The 16,207-nt window shown below is 68.9% G+C and carries 21 protein-coding genes and 2 tRNA genes; 13 read left to right on the forward strand and 10 right to left on the reverse strand.

The window, feature by feature from the left end:
• Window positions 1-23 precede the first annotated feature (23 nt).
• Together greA and BM145_RS06820 are read left to right on the forward strand one after the other, a co-directional pair.
• Window positions 24-500 (forward strand): transcription elongation factor GreA, encoded by a 477-nt coding sequence (greA, locus tag BM145_RS06815; protein ID WP_093332737.1) that lies wholly within the window; start codon window positions 24-26, stop codon window positions 498-500.
• 20 nt (window positions 501-520) lie between these two features.
• Entirely contained in the window at window positions 521-1,132 is a 612-nt protein-coding gene (locus tag BM145_RS06820) for a rhomboid family intramembrane serine protease (RefSeq protein ID WP_093332738.1), read from the forward strand.
• A gap of 79 nt (window positions 1,133-1,211) precedes the next feature.
• Here BM145_RS06820 and BM145_RS06825 read toward each other — a convergent pair whose 3' ends face one another.
• The 5 genes from BM145_RS06825 to BM145_RS06845 are packed head-to-tail and all read right to left on the reverse strand — an operon-like array spanning window position 1,212 to window position 3,072.
• Window positions 1,212-1,442 carry a DUF4170 domain-containing protein gene (locus BM145_RS06825; protein ID WP_093332740.1) on the reverse strand — a complete coding sequence of 77 codons (231 nt, stop codon included), beginning with the start codon at window positions 1,440-1,442 and terminating at the stop codon, window positions 1,212-1,214.
• A 54-nt stretch (window positions 1,443-1,496) separates the two neighbouring features.
• On the reverse strand, window positions 1,497-1,958 hold the full coding sequence (locus tag BM145_RS06830; protein ID WP_245739143.1) for a hypothetical protein: 462 nt from the start codon (window positions 1,956-1,958) through the stop codon (window positions 1,497-1,499).
• Window positions 1,959-1,961: 3 nt separating this feature from the next.
• Window positions 1,962-2,264, reverse strand: a complete 303-nt coding sequence (locus tag BM145_RS06835; RefSeq protein ID WP_093332741.1) for a DUF3618 domain-containing protein — start codon at window positions 2,262-2,264, stop codon at window positions 1,962-1,964.
• Complete coding sequence (locus BM145_RS06840) at window positions 2,261-2,608, reverse strand: phage holin family protein (RefSeq protein ID WP_093332743.1); 348 nt, start codon at window positions 2,606-2,608, stop codon at window positions 2,261-2,263. Before BM145_RS06840 ends, BM145_RS06835 begins: the two co-directional genes overlap by 4 nt.
• Window positions 2,605-3,072 (reverse strand): hypothetical protein, encoded by a 468-nt coding sequence (locus BM145_RS06845; RefSeq protein ID WP_245739144.1) that lies wholly within the window; start codon window positions 3,070-3,072, stop codon window positions 2,605-2,607. Before BM145_RS06845 ends, BM145_RS06840 begins: the two co-directional genes overlap by 4 nt.
• Before the next feature lie 154 nt (window positions 3,073-3,226).
• Between BM145_RS06845 and eno the strand changes: the two genes are divergently transcribed.
• From eno to BM145_RS06865, 4 genes are all read left to right on the forward strand, one after another.
• On the forward strand, window positions 3,227-4,507 hold the full coding sequence (gene eno, locus BM145_RS06850) for a phosphopyruvate hydratase (protein ID WP_093332746.1): 1,281 nt from the start codon (window positions 3,227-3,229) through the stop codon (window positions 4,505-4,507).
• 3 nt (window positions 4,508-4,510) lie between these two features.
• Window positions 4,511-4,828 (forward strand): FtsB family cell division protein, encoded by a 318-nt coding sequence (locus tag BM145_RS06855; RefSeq protein ID WP_245739145.1) that lies wholly within the window; start codon window positions 4,511-4,513, stop codon window positions 4,826-4,828.
• A 44-nt stretch (window positions 4,829-4,872) separates the two neighbouring features.
• Entirely contained in the window at window positions 4,873-6,597 is a 1,725-nt protein-coding gene (locus tag BM145_RS06860; RefSeq protein ID WP_093332749.1) for a DUF885 domain-containing protein, read from the forward strand.
• Between the two features lie 98 nt (window positions 6,598-6,695).
• A complete protein-coding gene (locus BM145_RS06865) occupies window positions 6,696-8,822 on the forward strand; it encodes a prolyl oligopeptidase family serine peptidase (protein WP_093332862.1) in 2,127 nt (708 codons plus the stop codon).
• Window positions 8,823-9,154: 332 nt separating this feature from the next.
• Here BM145_RS06865 and BM145_RS06870 read toward each other — a convergent pair whose 3' ends face one another.
• On the reverse strand, window positions 9,155-9,658 hold the full coding sequence (locus BM145_RS06870) for a hypothetical protein (RefSeq protein WP_093332750.1): 504 nt from the start codon (window positions 9,656-9,658) through the stop codon (window positions 9,155-9,157).
• Between the two features lie 115 nt (window positions 9,659-9,773).
• On the opposite strand from BM145_RS06870, the gene BM145_RS06875 reads away from it, so the two are divergent.
• The 4 genes from BM145_RS06875 to BM145_RS06890 all read left to right on the forward strand — a co-directional run bounded on the left by BM145_RS06875 (window position 9,774) and on the right by BM145_RS06890 (window position 11,647).
• Window positions 9,774-10,121 (forward strand): hypothetical protein, encoded by a 348-nt coding sequence (locus BM145_RS06875; protein WP_093332752.1) that lies wholly within the window; start codon window positions 9,774-9,776, stop codon window positions 10,119-10,121.
• A 71-nt stretch (window positions 10,122-10,192) separates the two neighbouring features.
• Window positions 10,193-11,407 (forward strand): AI-2E family transporter, encoded by a 1,215-nt coding sequence (locus BM145_RS06880; RefSeq protein ID WP_093332864.1) that lies wholly within the window; start codon window positions 10,193-10,195, stop codon window positions 11,405-11,407.
• A 54-nt stretch (window positions 11,408-11,461) separates the two neighbouring features.
• Window positions 11,462-11,538 (forward strand) — tRNA-Asp (locus BM145_RS06885).
• Between the two features lie 32 nt (window positions 11,539-11,570).
• Window positions 11,571-11,647, forward strand: a tRNA-Asp gene (locus BM145_RS06890).
• A gap of 139 nt (window positions 11,648-11,786) precedes the next feature.
• Here BM145_RS06890 and BM145_RS06895 read toward each other — a convergent pair.
• From BM145_RS06895 to BM145_RS06910, 4 genes are all read right to left on the reverse strand, one after another.
• Window positions 11,787-12,005 carry a DUF2842 domain-containing protein gene (locus BM145_RS06895; RefSeq protein WP_093332753.1) on the reverse strand — a complete coding sequence of 73 codons (219 nt, stop codon included), beginning with the start codon at window positions 12,003-12,005 and terminating at the stop codon, window positions 11,787-11,789.
• Window positions 12,002-12,556: a 5-formyltetrahydrofolate cyclo-ligase gene (locus BM145_RS06900; protein ID WP_093332755.1), complete on the reverse strand. Its 555-nt coding sequence runs from the start codon at window positions 12,554-12,556 to the stop codon at window positions 12,002-12,004. Before BM145_RS06900 ends, BM145_RS06895 begins: the two co-directional genes overlap by 4 nt.
• Window positions 12,557-12,832: 276 nt before the next feature.
• The gene (locus tag BM145_RS06905) at window positions 12,833-13,138 is read right to left on the reverse strand and encodes a cell division protein ZapA (protein WP_093332756.1); all 306 of its coding nucleotides are present in this window, start codon (window positions 13,136-13,138) and stop codon (window positions 12,833-12,835) included.
• Window positions 13,138-13,320: a hypothetical protein gene (locus BM145_RS06910; RefSeq protein ID WP_093332758.1), complete on the reverse strand. Its 183-nt coding sequence runs from the start codon at window positions 13,318-13,320 to the stop codon at window positions 13,138-13,140. Before BM145_RS06910 ends, BM145_RS06905 begins: the two co-directional genes overlap by 1 nt.
• Before the next feature lie 115 nt (window positions 13,321-13,435).
• Between BM145_RS06910 and gap the strand changes: the two genes are divergently transcribed.
• The 3 genes from gap to BM145_RS06925 are packed head-to-tail and all read left to right on the forward strand — an operon-like array spanning window position 13,436 to window position 16,147.
• Entirely contained in the window at window positions 13,436-14,443 is a 1,008-nt protein-coding gene (gap, locus tag BM145_RS06915; RefSeq protein ID WP_093332759.1) for a type I glyceraldehyde-3-phosphate dehydrogenase, read from the forward strand.
• 1 nt (window position 14,444) lies between these two features.
• A complete protein-coding gene (locus BM145_RS06920; RefSeq protein WP_177200110.1) occupies window positions 14,445-14,960 on the forward strand; it encodes an MOSC domain-containing protein in 516 nt (171 codons plus the stop codon).
• Entirely contained in the window at window positions 14,957-16,147 is a 1,191-nt protein-coding gene (locus BM145_RS06925; RefSeq protein WP_093332761.1) for a phosphoglycerate kinase, read from the forward strand. The genes BM145_RS06920 and BM145_RS06925 overlap by 4 nt, the downstream gene beginning before the upstream one ends.
• The last annotated feature ends 60 nt before the right edge of the window (window positions 16,148-16,207 follow it).

Below are 16,207 nucleotides of genomic sequence, written 5' to 3' on the forward strand. Positions count from 1 at the left end.
CGAATTGCAATGGGGACTAAGTGATGGCCACCGTCGAGAAGATGCCGATGCTGCAGGAGGGACATGACACCCTCTCGGCGGACCTGAAGCGTCTGAAAGCGGAACGTCCCGAGATCGTCGACGCGATCGAGGAGGCGCGCGCCCACGGCGACCTGTCCGAGAATGCCGAATATCACGCCGCGAAGGAGCGCCAGGGGCAGATCGAGGCGTCGATCGCCGATATCGAGGACAAGCTGAGCCGCGCCCAGATCATCGATCCGCGGGACCTGTCGGGCGACAAGGTCGTGTTCGGGGCGACGGTGACGCTGCTCGACGACGACGATAAGCCGGTCAAGTACCAGATCGTCGGCCAGACCGAGGCGAACGCCAAGACCGGGCGGATCAGCTACAATTCGCCGCTCGGCCGCGCGCTGATCGGCCGCCGCGTCGACGACGAGGTCGAGGTGTCGGTGCCCGCGGGTGATCGCTACTACGTCGTGGCGAAGGTGGAATTCATCTGAGCGACTGGCGTCAATGGCGGGTGACCGCGGCCATTGCGGCCGTGACGGTCCTCGTCTCGCTCCTGATCCTGCTGACCGGTAATCTGCCGGCCGCCGCGATCGACGGCGGGTTCATTCCGGCGCGGGCCGGCGCCGGCAGTCTTGCCGATCACGGGTTCGCACTGCCGGCATGGCTGACGCCGGCCACCGCCACGCTGGTTCATGGCGGGGTGGCGCATCTGCTGCTCAACCTCGTCATCATGATCTTCTGCGGCAAGCAGGTGGAACGCGCGCTCGGCGGCGCATCGATCGCGCTGCTCTACGGGATCGGCGCCTATGCCGGCGCGCTCGGCCACTGGGCGTTCTCGCCCGGGTCGATCCTCCCCATGATCGGCGCGAGCGGCGCAGTCTCCGCGATCGTCGCCGCCTACGCGCTGCTGTTCGGCGAGCGGCGGACCCGCGCGATCGGTCCGTTCTCCGCCGACGTCCTGCACGTCGCGTGGCTCGCCGCCGCTTGGATCGGCATCCAATTGCTGATGGGGGTGGCCGGCTTCGCCGGAGCCTCGGTGGCGATCGGCGCCCATATCGGTGGTTTCGCTGCCGGGCTGGTCCTTACCCGGCCGCTGCTACGCTGGCATTACCGCCACGCCTGACTGGCAGATCGATGTCACGATGGCTCCACGCCGCGGTCTTCTCGCGAGACGCCGACGGTAGACCGACGGCGCTCGAACGTCACACCGCGGGGTGTGAAAGCAGGTCGGGTTCAAGCAACCGGTGCAGGTGCACCACCACGAACCGCATCTCCGCGTCGTCGACCGTGCGCTGCGCGGCGGCACGCCACGCCTTCTCGGCGCTGGCATAGTCGGGGAAAATCCCCACGACGTCGAGGTTGGCGGGATCGGCGAAATCGAGCGTCTGGGGATCGCGCACGCGGCCGCCGAAGACGAGGTGGAGCTTGCTCATGCGCCGCTCCCTAACGACAAGCGGCGCGGGATTGAAGCCCCGCGCCGTGTCCGCTCACGCGTTCTCGCTACGTTTCGCGGACTGCGCCGCGGCGCTGCCCGCACTCGACAGGGCCTTGCCAACACCGTCGAGCAGTTCGCGCCCGCGATCCTTGGCCGCCGACGGCGTCAGGCCGGCGGAGTCGAGCTCCTGCCTTCCCGCCTCCTTGGCGGCGGCAAGCGCCTGACGAGCCGTCTCGCCGAGCCGCTTGCCGACGGGGGCGAGCAGTTCCTTCTCGCGCGCACTGCGCGGCAACAGCGCGCCGACCAGCGCCCCGACGGCGAGGCCGCCGACGACGATGCCGAGCGGATTGCCGTCGATCTGCCGTCCGGCACGTTCCACCGCGTCCTTCGCGGTCGCCTTGGAGTTGCGCAGTGCGTCCTCCGCCTTCTCGCGCACGTCGTGCACGACCTTGGCGGCGGCATCGCGGCCGTGCAGGTCATTGTCGGTGGGCTTGTGTTGATCGTGGGTCGGCATGGATCAGTCCTTCCTGGGCTGGGCGGGCACTGGCCTGGACGCCTTGCGATGGCGCCAGAACCCGATAATGCGATGGCGGGCGAGCAACAGGCCGATCGCGGCGATCGCCCCGGTGACGGCGCCCGGATTGCGCCGGGCACCCTCGACGGCGGCGCGCCCGGCGGCGGTGCCGACGGCCTGCGCCTCGCGAACGAGCAATTGGGGGTCGAGGCGTTCCTGCAACTGCGTCACCGTGCCCGACAACCGCTCGCGGGCGAGCGCGGCCTCCGCCTCGGCGGACAACAGCGTGGCAGCGGGATCGGTCATGCGTGGCGCTCCGGGCTGGCGAGCTTGCCTCGGCCGACAACGGCCAGGATCGCGGCGGTCAGGAAGACGACGCCGGTGACGATCGCCGTCGCGCCGAGCGGCCCGATCAGCGTCGCCAGCGACAGGATCAACCCAACGAGCAGCGCGATAAACGCGCAGAGCGCAAGCACGCCTGCGCTCACGAAGAAGATCGCCGCGGCCTTGTATGCCGCCACCCGCTCGCCTGCCCGTGCCTTGTAGAGTGCGACCTCGGCCGACACGAGCGCGCGGCTGTCGTCGACCAACCGGCCGACCAGCGTCGCCACGCCGGGTGCGTGATCGAGAGAGGAGTCGATCGGTGTCACGCGCGCGCGTCGTCCACACCGGCCTGGATCACGCGCGCGGCGGCGAAGCCCAGCGCGGCGGCGATGCCGACGGCGACGGCCGGGCTGGCCCGCACGAACCGGCGTGCGTCGTCGATCAGCTCGTTGACGTCCTTGTTGCGCACCGTCTCGGCGAAGTTCTGCACCTGGCCCGCCGCATCGCGCGCGTAGCGGCCATATTGCTCGCCCAGCTTGCCGTCGACCTGGTCCGCGGCGTCCGTCAGCAGTTGCGCCACCTGATCGAGCGCGCCGCCCGCGCGTGCCTTGCCGTCGTCGGCGACGACGCGCAGCTTGTCGGTGGCCTGCTGGCCGAGCTTGCCCGCGTTGTCGCGGATCGCCTGGCGCGCCGTGGCGGTGGCGCCGCTCGGGCCGATGTCGGCCGCATTCTTCAGCGGCTCGCCCGCATGGGGCGTCTGTGCCGCGGGCAAGACGTCGGCGTCGGTCATGGGGGAAAGGTGGTCGGGCATGGCTCTGCTCCCTGTTTCGTTGCCGCGTTCAACCAGCCGTGTCGGCACCGGTTCCACGGGCACGGGCGATTGCCCCGTCGGCGGCCAGCCCGTACAGGCGGGCAATCGCCCGCCTTCGAGGAGTATCGCCCGCGTGACCGCCATTATCGACATCCATGCCCGCCAGATTCTCGACAGCCGCGGCAATCCCACGGTGGAGGTCGACGTGCTGCTGGAGGACGGCAGCTTCGGCCGCGCCGCCGTTCCCTCGGGCGCCTCGACCGGCGCGCACGAGGCGGTGGAGCGCCGCGACGGCGACAAGGCGCGCTGGGGCGGCAAGGGCGTCGACGATGCGGTGGAAGCGGTGAACGACGACATCGCCGGCGAACTGGTCGGCATGGATGCCGAGGACCAGGCCGATCTCGACACCGCCATGATCGAGCTGGACGGGACGGAGAACAAGGGCCGTCTCGGCGCCAACGCGATCCTGGGCGTCAGCCTGGCGGCGGCCAAGGCGGCGGCGGACGCGCGCGGGATGCCGCTCTACAAATATGTCGGCGGCGTCTCCGCGCACCTGCTGCCGGTGCCGATGATGAACATCATTAACGGCGGCGAGCATGCCGACAACCCGATCGACTTCCAGGAATTCATGATCGTGCCGGTCGGCGCGGAGAACATCGTCGAGGCGGTGCGCTGCGGTTCGGAGATCTTCCACACGCTGAAGAAGGCGCTCCACGCCGAGGGGCTGGCGACCGGCGTCGGCGACGAGGGCGGCTTCGCCCCCAACATCGCCTCCACCGACGACGCGCTCGGCTTCATCATGCGCGCGGTCGAGACGGCCGGTTACCGGCCGGGCGACGACGTGATGCTCGCGCTCGACTGCGCCGCGACCGAATTCTACCGCGACGGCCGCTACGACATTTCGGGCGAAAGCCGCGTGCTCGGCAGCCACGAGATGGCCGAGTATCTCGCCGATCTCACCCGCCGCTACCCGATCTTCTCGATCGAGGACGGCATGGGCGAGGACGATTGGGAGGGCTGGCGCGCCCTCACCGAACTGGTCGGCGGCAAGGTCCAGCTGGTCGGCGACGACCTGTTCGTCACCAATCCCAAGCGCCTGAAGCGCGGCATCGACGAGAACATCGCTAACTCGCTGCTCGTCAAGGTCAACCAGATCGGCACGCTGACCGAGACGCTGGAGGCGGTGAACATGGCCCAGCGCGCGCGCTACACCGCGGTCATGAGTCACCGTTCGGGCGAGACCGAGGACGCGACGATCGCCGACCTGGCGGTTGCGACCAACTGCGGCCAGATCAAGACGGGCAGCCTCGCCCGCTCGGACCGGCTCGCCAAGTACAACCAGCTGATCCGTATCGAGGAGGAGCTGGGCGCCGCCGCGCGCTATGCCGGCCGCTCGGTGCTGCGCGGCGCCTGATCGATGCGCCGGCCGTCCACCTTTCGCCGCATGCTGCGCCGGGCGGCGGTGCCGGCGGCGGTGCTGACGGTGCTCGCCTTCTTCGGCGGCTACGCGGTGCTGGGGCCGAACGGCGTCCTCGCCTACGGCGACTACAAGCGGCAGCTGGTGAAGCGCGAGCGTGACTACCAGGCGCTCGACCGCCGTCGCCAGGTGTGGAAGAACCGCGTCGCGCTGCTCAACCCCGATCATGCCAATCCCGACATGGTCGACGAGATGGTGCGCAAGGAACTGAACGTCGCCCATCCTGACGAGGTCATCGTGCCGCTCGACGGCAAGTGACCGGACTGGCAAGCTGGCGCAGGTGAGATGAGGGAGAGGTGCCGATGACGCGACTGATGCTGGGGGCGGCGATGCTCGCGCTGGTCGGCGCCGCGCCGGTGCAGACAGTGCCGCTGGCGACCGGGGCGACGCAGGCGACGAGCCGCTGGGCGACGTTCCGCGACGCCTATATCGAGGAGCTGTTCCGGCTCGATCCGGGCTTCGCCATCTATCAGGGGCGGCACGATCTCGACGGCCGGGTGCAGGACTGGAGCCCGGCGGGGCTGCGGCGGATCGGCGACTTCTATCGCCGCTCGATCGCCGCCGCGCGCGCGATGCCGGATCGAAGCCTGACCGCCGACGAGCGGTTCGAGCGCGATTACCTGATCCAGGTGACCAAGGGCCGGCTGTTCTGGCTGGAGGATGCCGATCAGCCGCACACCAACCCCAAATGGTACGTCGACGCAGGGCTCGACCCGAACGTCTACGTCGCACGCAACTACGCGGACGCCACCACGCGGGCGAAGGCGCTCACCGCCTTCTTTCGCCGCATCCCGCTCGCCGCCTCGCAGATCCGCGCCAATCTGAAGACGCCGATGCCCTTGTCGTTCGCGCGCTACGGCGCGGCGGCGTTCAACGGGTTCGCCGATTATTACGGCACGGACGCGGTCGCCGCCTTCGCCGAGGTGAAGGACGCGGGCGTCCAGCGCGACCTGAAGGAAGCGGCGACCAGCGCCGCGGCCGCGATGCGCTCGCTGGGCGGCTATCTGGAAGGGCAGCAGCGCACCGCGAACGATGCCTACGCGCTCGGCCCCGCGCGTTTCTCGCGCATGCTGTCGGCGACGGAGGGCGTGTCCGTCCCGCTGGCGCAGCTGGAGGCTGCCGGCCGCGCCGACCTTCAGCGCAACCGCACCGCGCTGGTCGCGGCGTGCGCACGATTCGCGCCCGGCGCCACCGTTCCCGCCTGCGTCGAACGGATGAACGCCGACAAGCCGGAGGGCGGCCCCGTCGCGGAGGCGCGGCGCCAGATCCCCCGCCTGCGCGCCTTCGTCGAGGCCAAGGATCTCGTCACCATCCCCGGCACCGAGCAGGCGCTGGTCGAGGAGAGCCCGCCCTTCAACCGCCAGAACAGCGCCTATATCGACCCGCCGGGGCCGTTCGAACACGGGTTGCCGTCGATCTATTATATCTCGCCGCCCGATCCCGCCTGGGACCAGAAGACGCGCGATGCCTTTGTGCCGGGCAAGGACGACCTGCTGTTCACCTCGGTGCACGAGGTAATGCCGGGCCATTTCCTCCAGTTCCTCCATGCCAACCGCTCGCCCTCGCTGTTCGGGCGCATCTTCGTCGGCTACGCCTTCGCCGAGGGCTGGGCGCATTACGCCGAGGAGATGATGTGGGAGGCCGGGCTGGGCGACGGCAGCCCGCAGGTCCATATCGGCCAGCTGTCGAACGCGCTGCTGCGCGACTGCCGCTTCCTGTCGGCGATCGGCCTCCATGCGCGGGGCATGACGCAGGAACAGTCGCGGCGGATGTTCGTGGAACAATGCTATCAGGACGAAGGCAATGCGCGGCAGCAATCGGCGCGCGGCACCTACGACCCGGCCTATCTCAACTACACCATGGGCAAGCTGCTGATCCGCCGCCTGCGCGCGGACTGGACGGCCGGGCGCGGCGGCCGGGCCGGGTGGAAGGCGTTCCACGATCGCCTGTTGAGCTTCGGCGGCCCCGCCATTCCGCTGGTCCGCCAGCGCATGATGAACGAGAAGACGGCGCGGGCGGTGTTCTGACGCGACGCGCCGCTTCGCCATAGGAAGAAAGCCACGGGCGGATTGCCCCGACGACGATCTCCCGTCACAATGTCACCCGACACGATCGGGAGAGAATGATGCGCGGGTTCAAGCTATTGGTGGCGGCGACGATGCTTGGCGGCGTGCCCGTCTTCGCGCAGAGCGCGCCCATGAACCAGGCATCCACAAACGACCCGTATATCTGGCTCGAGGACAAGGACGGCGCCAAGGCGCTCGCCTGGGTTGAGGCGGAGAATGCGCGCACCCTGCCGCGGCTGCGGAACGACCCGCGCTACGCCGGCTTCTACCGCGACGCGCTCGCCATCGCCTCGGCCAAGGATCGCATCCCGATGCCGAGCCAGCGCTACGGCCGCATCCTCAATTTCTGGCGCGACGCCGATCACCCGCAGGGCCTGTGGCGCTGGACCAGCGAGGCCGACTACGCGAACGCCAATCCCTCTTGGAAGACGCTGATCGATCTCGACGCCCTGTCCAAGGCGGAGGGCAAGAAGTGGGTGTGGAAGGGCGCCACCTGCCTCATGCCCGAGGAACGGCTGTGCCTCGTCGCGCTGTCGGAGGGTGGCGAGGACGCGATCACCTATCGCGAGTTCGATCTCCAGACGGGCCAGTTCGTCGCGAACGGCTTCAACCTGCCCAAGTCGAAGCAGGGGGCGACCTGGGTCGATCGCGACACGCTGCTCGTCAGCCGCGACTGGGGGCAGGGGACGATGACCGCCTCGGGTTACCCCTTCGTGGTCAAGATGGTGAAGCGCGGGGCGCCGCTGTCGGCGGCGACGGAGGTTGCGCGCGGCGCCGCGGAGGACCAGCTCGGCACCTACGCGTCGACGCTGACCGACGGCGCCGGCCACCGGCTGGTGATGATCGAGCGGCGCCAGGATTTCTTCGGCGGCGACAAGCTGGTCTGGACGCCCGCGGGAACCAAGAAACTCGCCATGCCGCCGCGCGCCTTCGCGCAAGGCATGGTCGACGGCCGCGTCGTCTTCACCACGCAGGACCCGTGGGGGTCGGTGCCGGCGGGTGCCGTCGCCGCGGTGCCGCTCGCCGAGCTGGAGCAGGGGCGTGCGACGCCCAGCCTCGTCGTCGCGCCGACCGATCGCCAGGCGCTCGACGGCGTCGTGGCGACCAGGAACAAGCTGATCGTCACCTATCTCGACAATGTCCGAGGCCGCATGGCGGTATACTCGCCGACCAAGACCGGGTGGACGCACCGCGACATCGCGCTGCCGGACAACGCCTCGGTCGACATGGCGAGCACGACCGAGCACGACGACCGCGTGTTCCTGACCGTCACCGGCTTCGTCCAGCCGACGTCGCTCTACGCCTATGATGCCGCGTCGACGGCGGCGCCGCGCGTCGTGCGGACGACGCCCGCGCGCTTCGACGCGACGGGCTTGAAGGTCGAGCAGTTCGAGGCGGCGTCGTCCGACGGCACCAAGGTGCCCTATTTCGTCGTTCACCGTGCCGATGCGCCGCTCAACGGCACGACGCCGACGATCATGACCGCTTATGGCGGCTTCAACATCCCGATGACGCCCAGCTACAATGGTGGTCTGGGCAAGCTGTGGCTGGAGCGCGGCGGCGCCTTCGTGCTCGCCAACATTCGCGGCGGCGGCGAGTTCGGACCGAAATGGCACGATGCCGGGCTGAAGACGCAGCGGCAGATCGTCTACGACGATTTCGCCGGCGTCGCGCGTGACCTGTTCGCGAGGCGGCTGACGAGTGCCGACAAGCTCGGCATCTACGGCGGCTCCAACGGCGGCTTGCTGATGGGCGTGCAGTTCACCCAGCATCCCGAACTATGGAAGGCGGTCACCATCCAGGTGCCGCTGCTCGACATGGTCCGCTACGAGCAGATCGCCGCCGGCGCGTCATGGGTTGGCGAGTACGGGTCGGTCGGCAATCCGCAGGAGGCCGCCTTCCTCAACCGCATCTCGCCCTACGCCAACATCCGCAAGGACGCGACCTATCCGGAGCCGTACATCTGGACGACGACCAAGGACGACCGCGTCGGCCCGCAGCACGCGCGCAAGTTCGCCGCGCGCCTGAAGGAATATGGCAAGCCCTATTTGTTCTACGAGGACACGGCGGGTGGCCACTCGGGCGACGCGGACATTGAGCAGGGGGCGCGGCTCCAGGCGCAGCAGATGACCTATTTCGCGCAGAAGCTGATGGGACCGGCGGACGCTAAGACGGCCGCGAAATAATCTCCTATCCCCATCCGGATCGTCGCGAACCTCCTCCATCTTCCCCGGCGAACGCCGGGGCCCAGATGGGGCAGGCTGGTAAGTGACCCGGATCGTTTCCCGACTGGGCTCCAGCCTCCGTCGGGGGAGGCGAAATAGAGTAAAGCTATCCCGGTAGTTCCCTGTAGGAAGTGGATCGGGTTCCATCGGAAGCGGAGTAATCCGGCTGTCCTACAACCGGGTGATGTGAAATAAGGAGCCGGGGTCGCGAGATCCCGGCTCCTTGTCATGGCTGTTTTCGGAAACAATCGGTCCGCGATGTTTCGTTCTGGGGGTCAATCGAGTCAAGCTTGTTAAGAACTCTTCTCAGTTAGCGCCTTGACCAACTGCTCCTTGGTCATCTTCGACCGGCCGGGCACGTTCCGCTTCCTTGCTTCGGCATAGAGGTCCGCCTTGGTCCGGTGGTCGCGATACGGCTTTACCTTGTCGGCCACGTCCTTGGGCTGGGCGGAGAACTGCTTGCCCTTCTTCGTATCGGCACGCTTCTTCGCCGTGGTGCGCTTGTACTCGTCATCCGACAGCGCCTCGCGCGCCTTCTTGGGCAGGTAGCGTTCGTGCGTGTCGCCGCTCTTCTTGCCGGACTTGGTACCCCAATCCTCCTCGCTCCACTCGTGCAGCGAATTGTCGGGATCGCGCTCGCCGGTATAGCCGCCGCCCTGCTTCTTGTACTCGGCGACCGCCATCTGCGCCTTGCGCGCCGACCATTGGCCCTTCTCGCCGCCCTTGGCCCCGGCGGTGATCTTCTTCTTGACCTTCTCCCACAGCGCGGGATCGGTCTTCTCGGCTGTCTCGCTCATGCGTGTGGAAACGGCCAGGATCGACGCGACGTTCCCGATCGGCGACGGCCGGGGAAACGAAGGGTTCGCGCGCGGGTTGTTGCTGCGCCGCAGCGCGAAACGCTAGGATAACGCGATGACTGAGATGACTTCGACCATCGACCGCCCTACTGCGGCCCCGTCGCCCGCCACCATCTTCGAGGCGATCGTCAAGCAGGTCGCCGTCGTGGCCACCTACAATCGGGGTGAGGTGACGCTGGCGCCCCACGCCATCTACACGCGGGCCGACGAGGTATATGTCGACGCGCTGACCGTGGAGCGCGAGGGCAAGCCGCCCAAGGAGGAGAAGATCGGCACCTTCAAGCTCGCCGGGCTTGGCGGCTTGCGCGTCACGCCCCGCCGCTTCTCGGTCAGTCCGCTCTACCAAGGCGTCGACAAGCGCTACGAGTACACCATGCTGATGGAAGTCGACCGTACCGCCTGACCACAATATTTCGTCGCCGCGGGCGCTAGGCCGTATCCGCCGCCGCCGGAAAGCGGCTATGCCTTGCGATGATGGCCGACCGCATCGAACCCGCCGGCACGGAGCCGCCTCCCCCCGACAGCATGCTGGGCGTGCCCGCCGGTGTGGAACCGAGCGAGGCGGTGCGGATCGCCATGCGCCGCGACCGGCTGCTCGCCGCCTTGACGTTGACCGCCGGTGTCGGCCTGGCGCTGGCGATGCCGTTCGCGCTCAAGGAGGGAGCGGAGTTCTTCCTGCCGCTCACCACCGCGCTGGTGATCGCGGTGGCGCTGGTGCCGGTCCTCGAATGGCTGGAGCGGCGGCGCGTGCCGTCGGCACTCGCTTCGCTGATGTGCATCCTGTTCTTCCTGGTCGTCGCCAACGTCGCGCTCGCCGCGATCGTGGTGCCCGCGACCGACTTCTTCCGCCTGCTGCCGAGCAGGATCGGGCGCATCCAGGAAAACCTCGCACCGCTGCTCGATCTCTACTCGAACCTGGAAAGCTACGCCAACCGCGCGCTGCGCCAGGTCGCGACGGCGCCGATTCGCCAGCCCTCGACGACCGCCGTCGCGCCGCCCTCGTCGATTCTGGAGCTCGCCGCCACCTCGGCGCCCGCGGTGATCGTGCAGTTCCTGTTCGGCGTGCTGATCGTGTTCTTCTTCCTGTCCGGCTGGACGCGGATGCGGCGCAGCACCATCACCGGCCGAACCAGCTTCGACGGCGCCATGGCCACCGCGCGGGTGATCCAGGATGTGGTCGACGACGTGTCCGCCTATCTGGGCACGATCACGGTCATCAACGTGTCGCTCGGTATCGTCACCGGCGTGGCGCTGTGGGCATTGGGGATGCCGTATCCGGCGATGTGGGGCGGCATCGTCGCGCTGTTCAACTACGTGCCCTATTTCGGGCCGGTCATCGCGGCGTTCCTGCTCGCGGTGGGCGGATTAATGACCTTTGCCGACATCTGGACCGCGCTGCTGCCGCCGGTCATCATGTACGTGCTCCACCTGGTGGAGGCGAACGCGATCACGCCCTTCATCGTCGGCCACCGGCTGACGATCAGCCCGCTGCTGATCCTTATCTCGCTCAGCTTCTGGGGATGGGTGTGGGGCACGCTCGGCGCGCTGCTCGCGGTGCCGCTGCTCATCATCCTGCAGACGATCTTGGGGGCGGCGGGCAAGCCCGACATCGCCGGCTTCCTGTTCGAGCACGGCACGCTGATGGGCGGCCGCGGACGTGGCCCGCGCCCGTCGCCGCCGTCCGCGTAAAAGGGTCGTTGACAGGGTGGGGACCCTCGCCTAGTTGGCCGGCCTCGCTTCGATGCGGGTGTAGCTCAGTTGGTTAGAGCGCCGGCCTGTCACGCCGGAGGTCGCGGGTTCGAGCCCCGTCACTCGCGCCACTTCACGTGGTTCGTCGACAGCGCTCCCGGATGCGGGTGTAGCTCAGTTGGTTAGAGCGCCGGCCTGTCACGCCGGAGGTCGCGGGTTCGAGCCCCGTCACTCGCGCCACCGGCGCAGCATGCACGCCGATCAGCGAAGCTGATCGCGAGACATGCAAGCCCGGCCGGCGCGGCCCCGCCGCGACCGACGACGCGGGCTTCTCACATCCGGCAGATGCCCCGACGTTACTCTGCCGGAACGCCCCCAGCTACCGCCACCGTCCCGTCTCGCTCCACCGCAGCAGCGGCTTCAGCGGCATGATCCACACGATCCCCGCGAAGAGATAGAACACCGTCTGCAACGCCCAATGCCACCCGCCCACGAGCGGCGACAGGCTGGCCACCAGCGCCGCCCACACCACGATCAGCAGCAGGATGCCGAGCACGCCGACCGGCTTCCTCCAACTCGGTTGTTCGTCGGGGGTCATGAGCGGGCGTCCACGGGCACGATCCATTCCTTCTCGGTGGCGATGGCGTGAAGCGGCACGTCCCAGGGATCGACCGGCAGAGCGTCGATCTCCTGGACGGACCAGGCGATACCGATGCGGATCGCCGCGGGATGCGTGGCGAAGGCGCGGTCATAGTGTCCTGCCCCCTGGCCGAGGCGATTGCCGGCGCGGTCAAAGCCGACCAGCGGGGTGAGGATGATGTCCGGCACGACCTCCGCCGCATCGTGGTGCGGCTGCCACAGGCCGAACGGCCCGCGGACCAGCTCGGCATGGCGTGGCCAGTGCAGGAACCGGAGCGGCGTGGCGCGATCGACGACGTGCGGCAGGGCGAGCTCGCCCCCTGAAGCGAGCGCGGCCAGGTCGAAGCCGGACGGGTCCGCCTCGCCCCCGACCGGATGGTAGGTCGCGACGATCGACTTCTCGGCAAGCTGCTCGCGAAAAGCCGGAGGCACGTCGAACGATCCTCCGGACGCCGCGAACGCGTCGCGGGCGGCGCGCAGGCGGGCGCGCAGGGCCGGCTTGTCGGTCATGTCAGGAGAGCCCTCGGGCAGAGGCCGCGCCATGACGTCGGACGGGTGGGCTGCGCCACCCGCCGGCGGCGCTCACGCAAGGTGCGATCGCGCACCCTGGCTCTGCGGTGGCGGGACCGCCGTGGCCGTGTGCCGGGTTATCCACTGACGCACGGTACGTCAGGTGGGAACCATGTACGTCGGACCAGGGTCCGGGCAGGGACAGTCCCCATTGGATGATGAATAGCCTCAGGGATAATAAAGGCTCGATACCGGGCAGAACCCGCCGACACCTATTTAGGCCGACGGACCGGCATTCTCAAGAGTGTCGGCGAGCTGTTCCAGCCGATCGGCGATTCGCGCCAGCGCCGCCTCGCTGACCGCGGCACCGGCGGGCGGCCGCTGCTCCGCCTCGTCCAGCGAATCGGCCAGCATCAGCGCCACCAGCAGCATCGCCCGCTCCGGACTGCCGCCCGCCGCGCGGTTCGCCGCGGGCCAGCGCGCCTCCAGCGCGCGGCCGAGCTGCTCCACGCGCGCCTCCTCGCCATCGCGACAGGCGATCGGATGGGCGCGACCGCCGATCTGGAGCACCACATTGGCCATCAGCGGGCGCTCCCGCGCGCGATCACCTCGTCGAGCGCCGACACCGCCTCCGCCATCCTCGCCTTCAACGCGTCGTGACGACGGGCGAGCGCGTCGCCCTGCTCGGCGCGACGCGCGATCGCCGCCTCGATCCGCGCGATCGCGGCGTCGACCCGGTCGACGGCGGTGGGAGTGTCGCTCATCCCCGCCGGATAGGCACCGGGAGGAGTCGGGGCAAGGGTGCGTGCGCGGTTGACAGCGGGGGAGGGTGCCCCGCAAAGGCGCGGGCACATCACCATTCTCGCAGCGGAGCACGACATGACGGTCAAGGTAGCGATCAACGGCTTCGGACGGATCGGACGCCTCGTCGCCCGTGCCATGATCGAGCGTGGCGGCGATCTCGAACTCGTCGCGATCAACGATCTGGCCGATGCCAAGTCGAACGCCTGGCTGTTCAAGCGCGACAGCGTCCACGGCGCATGGCCGGGCGACGTCTCCGCCGACGGTAACGACCTCGTCATCGACGGCAAGCGCATCCGCGTCACGGCCGAGCGCGACCCCGCCGACCTGCCGCACGCCGAGCTCGGCATCGACCTGGTGCTGGAGTGCACCGGCTTCTTCACCGATCGCGCGGCGTGCCAGAAGCATCTCGACGCGGGCGCCAAGAAGGTGCTGATCTCCGCGCCCGGCAAGAACGTCGACCTGACCGTCGTCTACGGTGTCAACCACGACAAGCTGGAGGCCGGACATACCATCGTCTCCAACGCCAGCTGCACCACCAACTGCCTGGCGCCGGTCGCCAAGGTGCTGAACGACGCGATTGGCATCGAGCGCGGGCTGATGACGACGATCCACGCCTATACCAACGATCAGAAGATCCTGGACCAGATCCACCCCGACCTGCGCCGCGCCCGCGCCGCGGGCATGTCGATGATCCCCACCACCACCGGCGCCGCCCGCGCGGTCGGCGAGGTGCTGCCCGAGATGAAGGGCAAGCTCGACGGATCGGCCGTGCGCGTGCCCGTGCCCGACGGCAGCCTCATCGACCTGACCTTCCAGCCGGGCCGCGAGACGACCCGCGACGAGGTCAACGCGATCCTGAAGGCCGCGTCGGAGAGCGGGCCGATGAAGGGGGTGCTGGTCTACTCGGACGAGCCGCTGGTCTCGATCGACATCGTCCACACGCCCGCCTCGTCGACGGTCGACAGTCTGGAGACGGCGGTGCTCGACGGCAAGCTGGTGCGCGTCGTCAGCTGGTACGACAATGAATGGGGCTTCTCCAACCGCATGGTCGATACGGCCACGGCGATGGCCAAGTTCCTCTGAGATGACCGCGGTGACCCCGACGATCGTCCCTACGATCGAGACAGGAACGATCGCCCGCGTCGGGGTACTCGCGGGGATCGCGCGCAAGGCGCGGTCCAAGGCACCGACGGAGGTGATCGACCGCGCCGCCGTCACGCTGGACGGCGGCATCGACGGCGACCATCGCGGCCGGGTGAAGCCTGGCGGCAAGGGGCGGCGGCAGGTGACGCTGATGGAGCGGGGCGACTGGGAGGCGGCGATCGCCGAACTCGGTGCCGATGTCGCCTGGCAGGAGCGGCGCGTCAACCTGCTGGTCGACGGGTTCGACCTGCCGCAGGTCGCGGGTGCGCGGCTGCGCATCGGTGCCGATGTGGTGGTCGAGATCAGTTTCGAGTGTGACCCGTGCCACCGCATGGACGCGGTCGCACCGGGTCTGCGCGCGGCGCTGACACCCGACTGGCGCGGCGGCGTGTGCACCCGCGTCCTGGCCGGCGGCGACATCGCCGTGGGGGACGCCATCAGGATCGAGGAATCATGACCAAGTCCTTCCGAACGCTCGACGATCTCGGCGACGTGCGCGGCAAGCGCGTGCTGGTCCGCGAGGATCTGAACGTGCCGATGGCCGACGGCGCCGTCACCGACGACACCCGGCTGCGCGCCACCATCTCCACCGTCACCGAACTGGCGGACGCCGGCGCGATCGTATTGGTGTTGGCCCATTTCGGCCGGCCCAAGGGCAAGGCTGATCCGACCATGTCGCTCGCGCCCGTGGTGCGCCCCTACGCGGAGGTGCTCGGTCGTCCGGTGCGGTTCGTCGATTGGGACGGCGCAACCGACGCCGTCGCGACGATGCAGGCCGGTGACATCGCCGTGCTGGAGAACACCCGCTTCCTGCCCGGCGAGGAGGGCAACGACGCCGACACGGTGGCGCGCTTCGCTGCGCTCGGCGACGCGTACGTCAACGACGCTTTCTCCGCCGCGCACCGCGCTCACGCTTCGACCGAAGGGATCGCCCGCGCCTTGCCCGCCTATGCCGGCCGCGCGATGGAGGCGGAACTCGACGCGCTGCAGAAGGCGTTGGGCGCCCCCGAGCACCCCGTGGCCGCCGTCGTCGGTGGCGCCAAGGTGTCGTCGAAGCTCGACGTGCTGCGCCACCTGGTCGGGCGCGTCGATCACCTCATCATCGGTGGCGGCATGGCCAACACCTTCCTGGCCGCGCGCGGCGTGAACGTCGGCAAGTCGCTCTGCGAGCACGACCTGACCGGGACGGCGGAGGAGATCCTCGATGCCGCGGACCGGGCGAACTGCACCGTGCACCTGCCCTACGACGTGGTGGTCGCGACCGAGTTCCGCGCGAACCCGGCAACGCGCACCGTCAACGTCCACGAGGTCGCCGCCGACGAGATGATCCTCGACATCGGCCCCGCCGCGACCGAGGCACTGGGCGACGTGCTGAAGAACTGCCGCACGCTGGTGTGGAACGGTCCGCTGGGTGCGTTCGAGACGCCTCCCTTCGATATGGCGACGGTGGCGCTTGCCCGGACGGCGGCGGCGCTGACCGGCGACGGATCGCTGATCTCGGTCGCCGGTGGCGGCGACACGGTGGCGGCGCTCAACCAGGCGGGGGTGGCGGAGGCGTTCACCTTCGTGTCGACCGCCGGCGGCGCGTTCCTGGAATGGATGGAAGGCCGCGAACTGCCGGGAGTCGCAGCGCTCTGTCACTGAGGCAGCGGTTGCGGCTGCGACGCCTGCACGCTAGCGGGCTTGCATACGTATGCCGATGAG

Origin of the sequence: Sphingomonas rubra (assembly GCF_900115745.1) — a bacterium.
Lineage (GTDB): Bacteria > Pseudomonadota > Alphaproteobacteria > Sphingomonadales > Sphingomonadaceae > Sphingomonas > Sphingomonas rubra.

Excerpts from the sequence above, each read along its gene's own strand:
- BM145_RS06920 (WP_177200110.1), top strand. The coding sequence starts at position 14,445 with ATGACCGCGGTGACCCCGACGATCGTCCCTACGATCGAGACAGGAACG.
- BM145_RS06865 (WP_093332862.1), top strand. The coding sequence starts at position 6,696 with ATGCGCGGGTTCAAGCTATTGGTGGCGGCGACGATGCTTGGCGGCGTG.
- BM145_RS06875 (WP_093332752.1), top strand. The coding sequence starts at position 9,774 with ATGACTGAGATGACTTCGACCATCGACCGCCCTACTGCGGCCCCGTCG.
- BM145_RS06905 (WP_093332756.1), bottom strand. The coding sequence starts at position 13,138 with ATGGCCAATGTGGTGCTCCAGATCGGCGGTCGCGCCCATCCGATCGCC.
- BM145_RS06860 (WP_093332749.1), top strand. The coding sequence starts at position 4,873 with ATGACGCGACTGATGCTGGGGGCGGCGATGCTCGCGCTGGTCGGCGCC.
- BM145_RS06870 (WP_093332750.1), bottom strand. The coding sequence starts at position 9,658 with ATGAGCGAGACAGCCGAGAAGACCGATCCCGCGCTGTGGGAGAAGGTC.
- BM145_RS06845 (WP_245739144.1), bottom strand. The coding sequence starts at position 3,072 with ATGACCGACGCCGACGTCTTGCCCGCGGCACAGACGCCCCATGCGGGC.
- BM145_RS06855 (WP_245739145.1), top strand. The coding sequence starts at position 4,511 with ATGCGCCGGCCGTCCACCTTTCGCCGCATGCTGCGCCGGGCGGCGGTG.
- BM145_RS06825 (WP_093332740.1), bottom strand. The coding sequence starts at position 1,442 with ATGAGCAAGCTCCACCTCGTCTTCGGCGGCCGCGTGCGCGATCCCCAG.
- BM145_RS06910 (WP_093332758.1), bottom strand. The coding sequence starts at position 13,320 with ATGAGCGACACTCCCACCGCCGTCGACCGGGTCGACGCCGCGATCGCG.
- BM145_RS06900 (WP_093332755.1), bottom strand. The coding sequence starts at position 12,556 with ATGACCGACAAGCCGGCCCTGCGCGCCCGCCTGCGCGCCGCCCGCGAC.
- gap (WP_093332759.1), top strand. The coding sequence starts at position 13,436 with ATGACGGTCAAGGTAGCGATCAACGGCTTCGGACGGATCGGACGCCTC.
- BM145_RS06925 (WP_093332761.1), top strand. The coding sequence starts at position 14,957 with ATGACCAAGTCCTTCCGAACGCTCGACGATCTCGGCGACGTGCGCGGC.
- BM145_RS06830 (WP_245739143.1), bottom strand. The coding sequence starts at position 1,958 with ATGCCGACCCACGATCAACACAAGCCCACCGACAATGACCTGCACGGC.
- BM145_RS06835 (WP_093332741.1), bottom strand. The coding sequence starts at position 2,264 with ATGACCGATCCCGCTGCCACGCTGTTGTCCGCCGAGGCGGAGGCCGCG.
- BM145_RS06895 (WP_093332753.1), bottom strand. The coding sequence starts at position 12,005 with ATGACCCCCGACGAACAACCGAGTTGGAGGAAGCCGGTCGGCGTGCTC.
- greA (WP_093332737.1), top strand. The coding sequence starts at position 24 with ATGGCCACCGTCGAGAAGATGCCGATGCTGCAGGAGGGACATGACACC.
- BM145_RS06880 (WP_093332864.1), top strand. The coding sequence starts at position 10,193 with ATGGCCGACCGCATCGAACCCGCCGGCACGGAGCCGCCTCCCCCCGAC.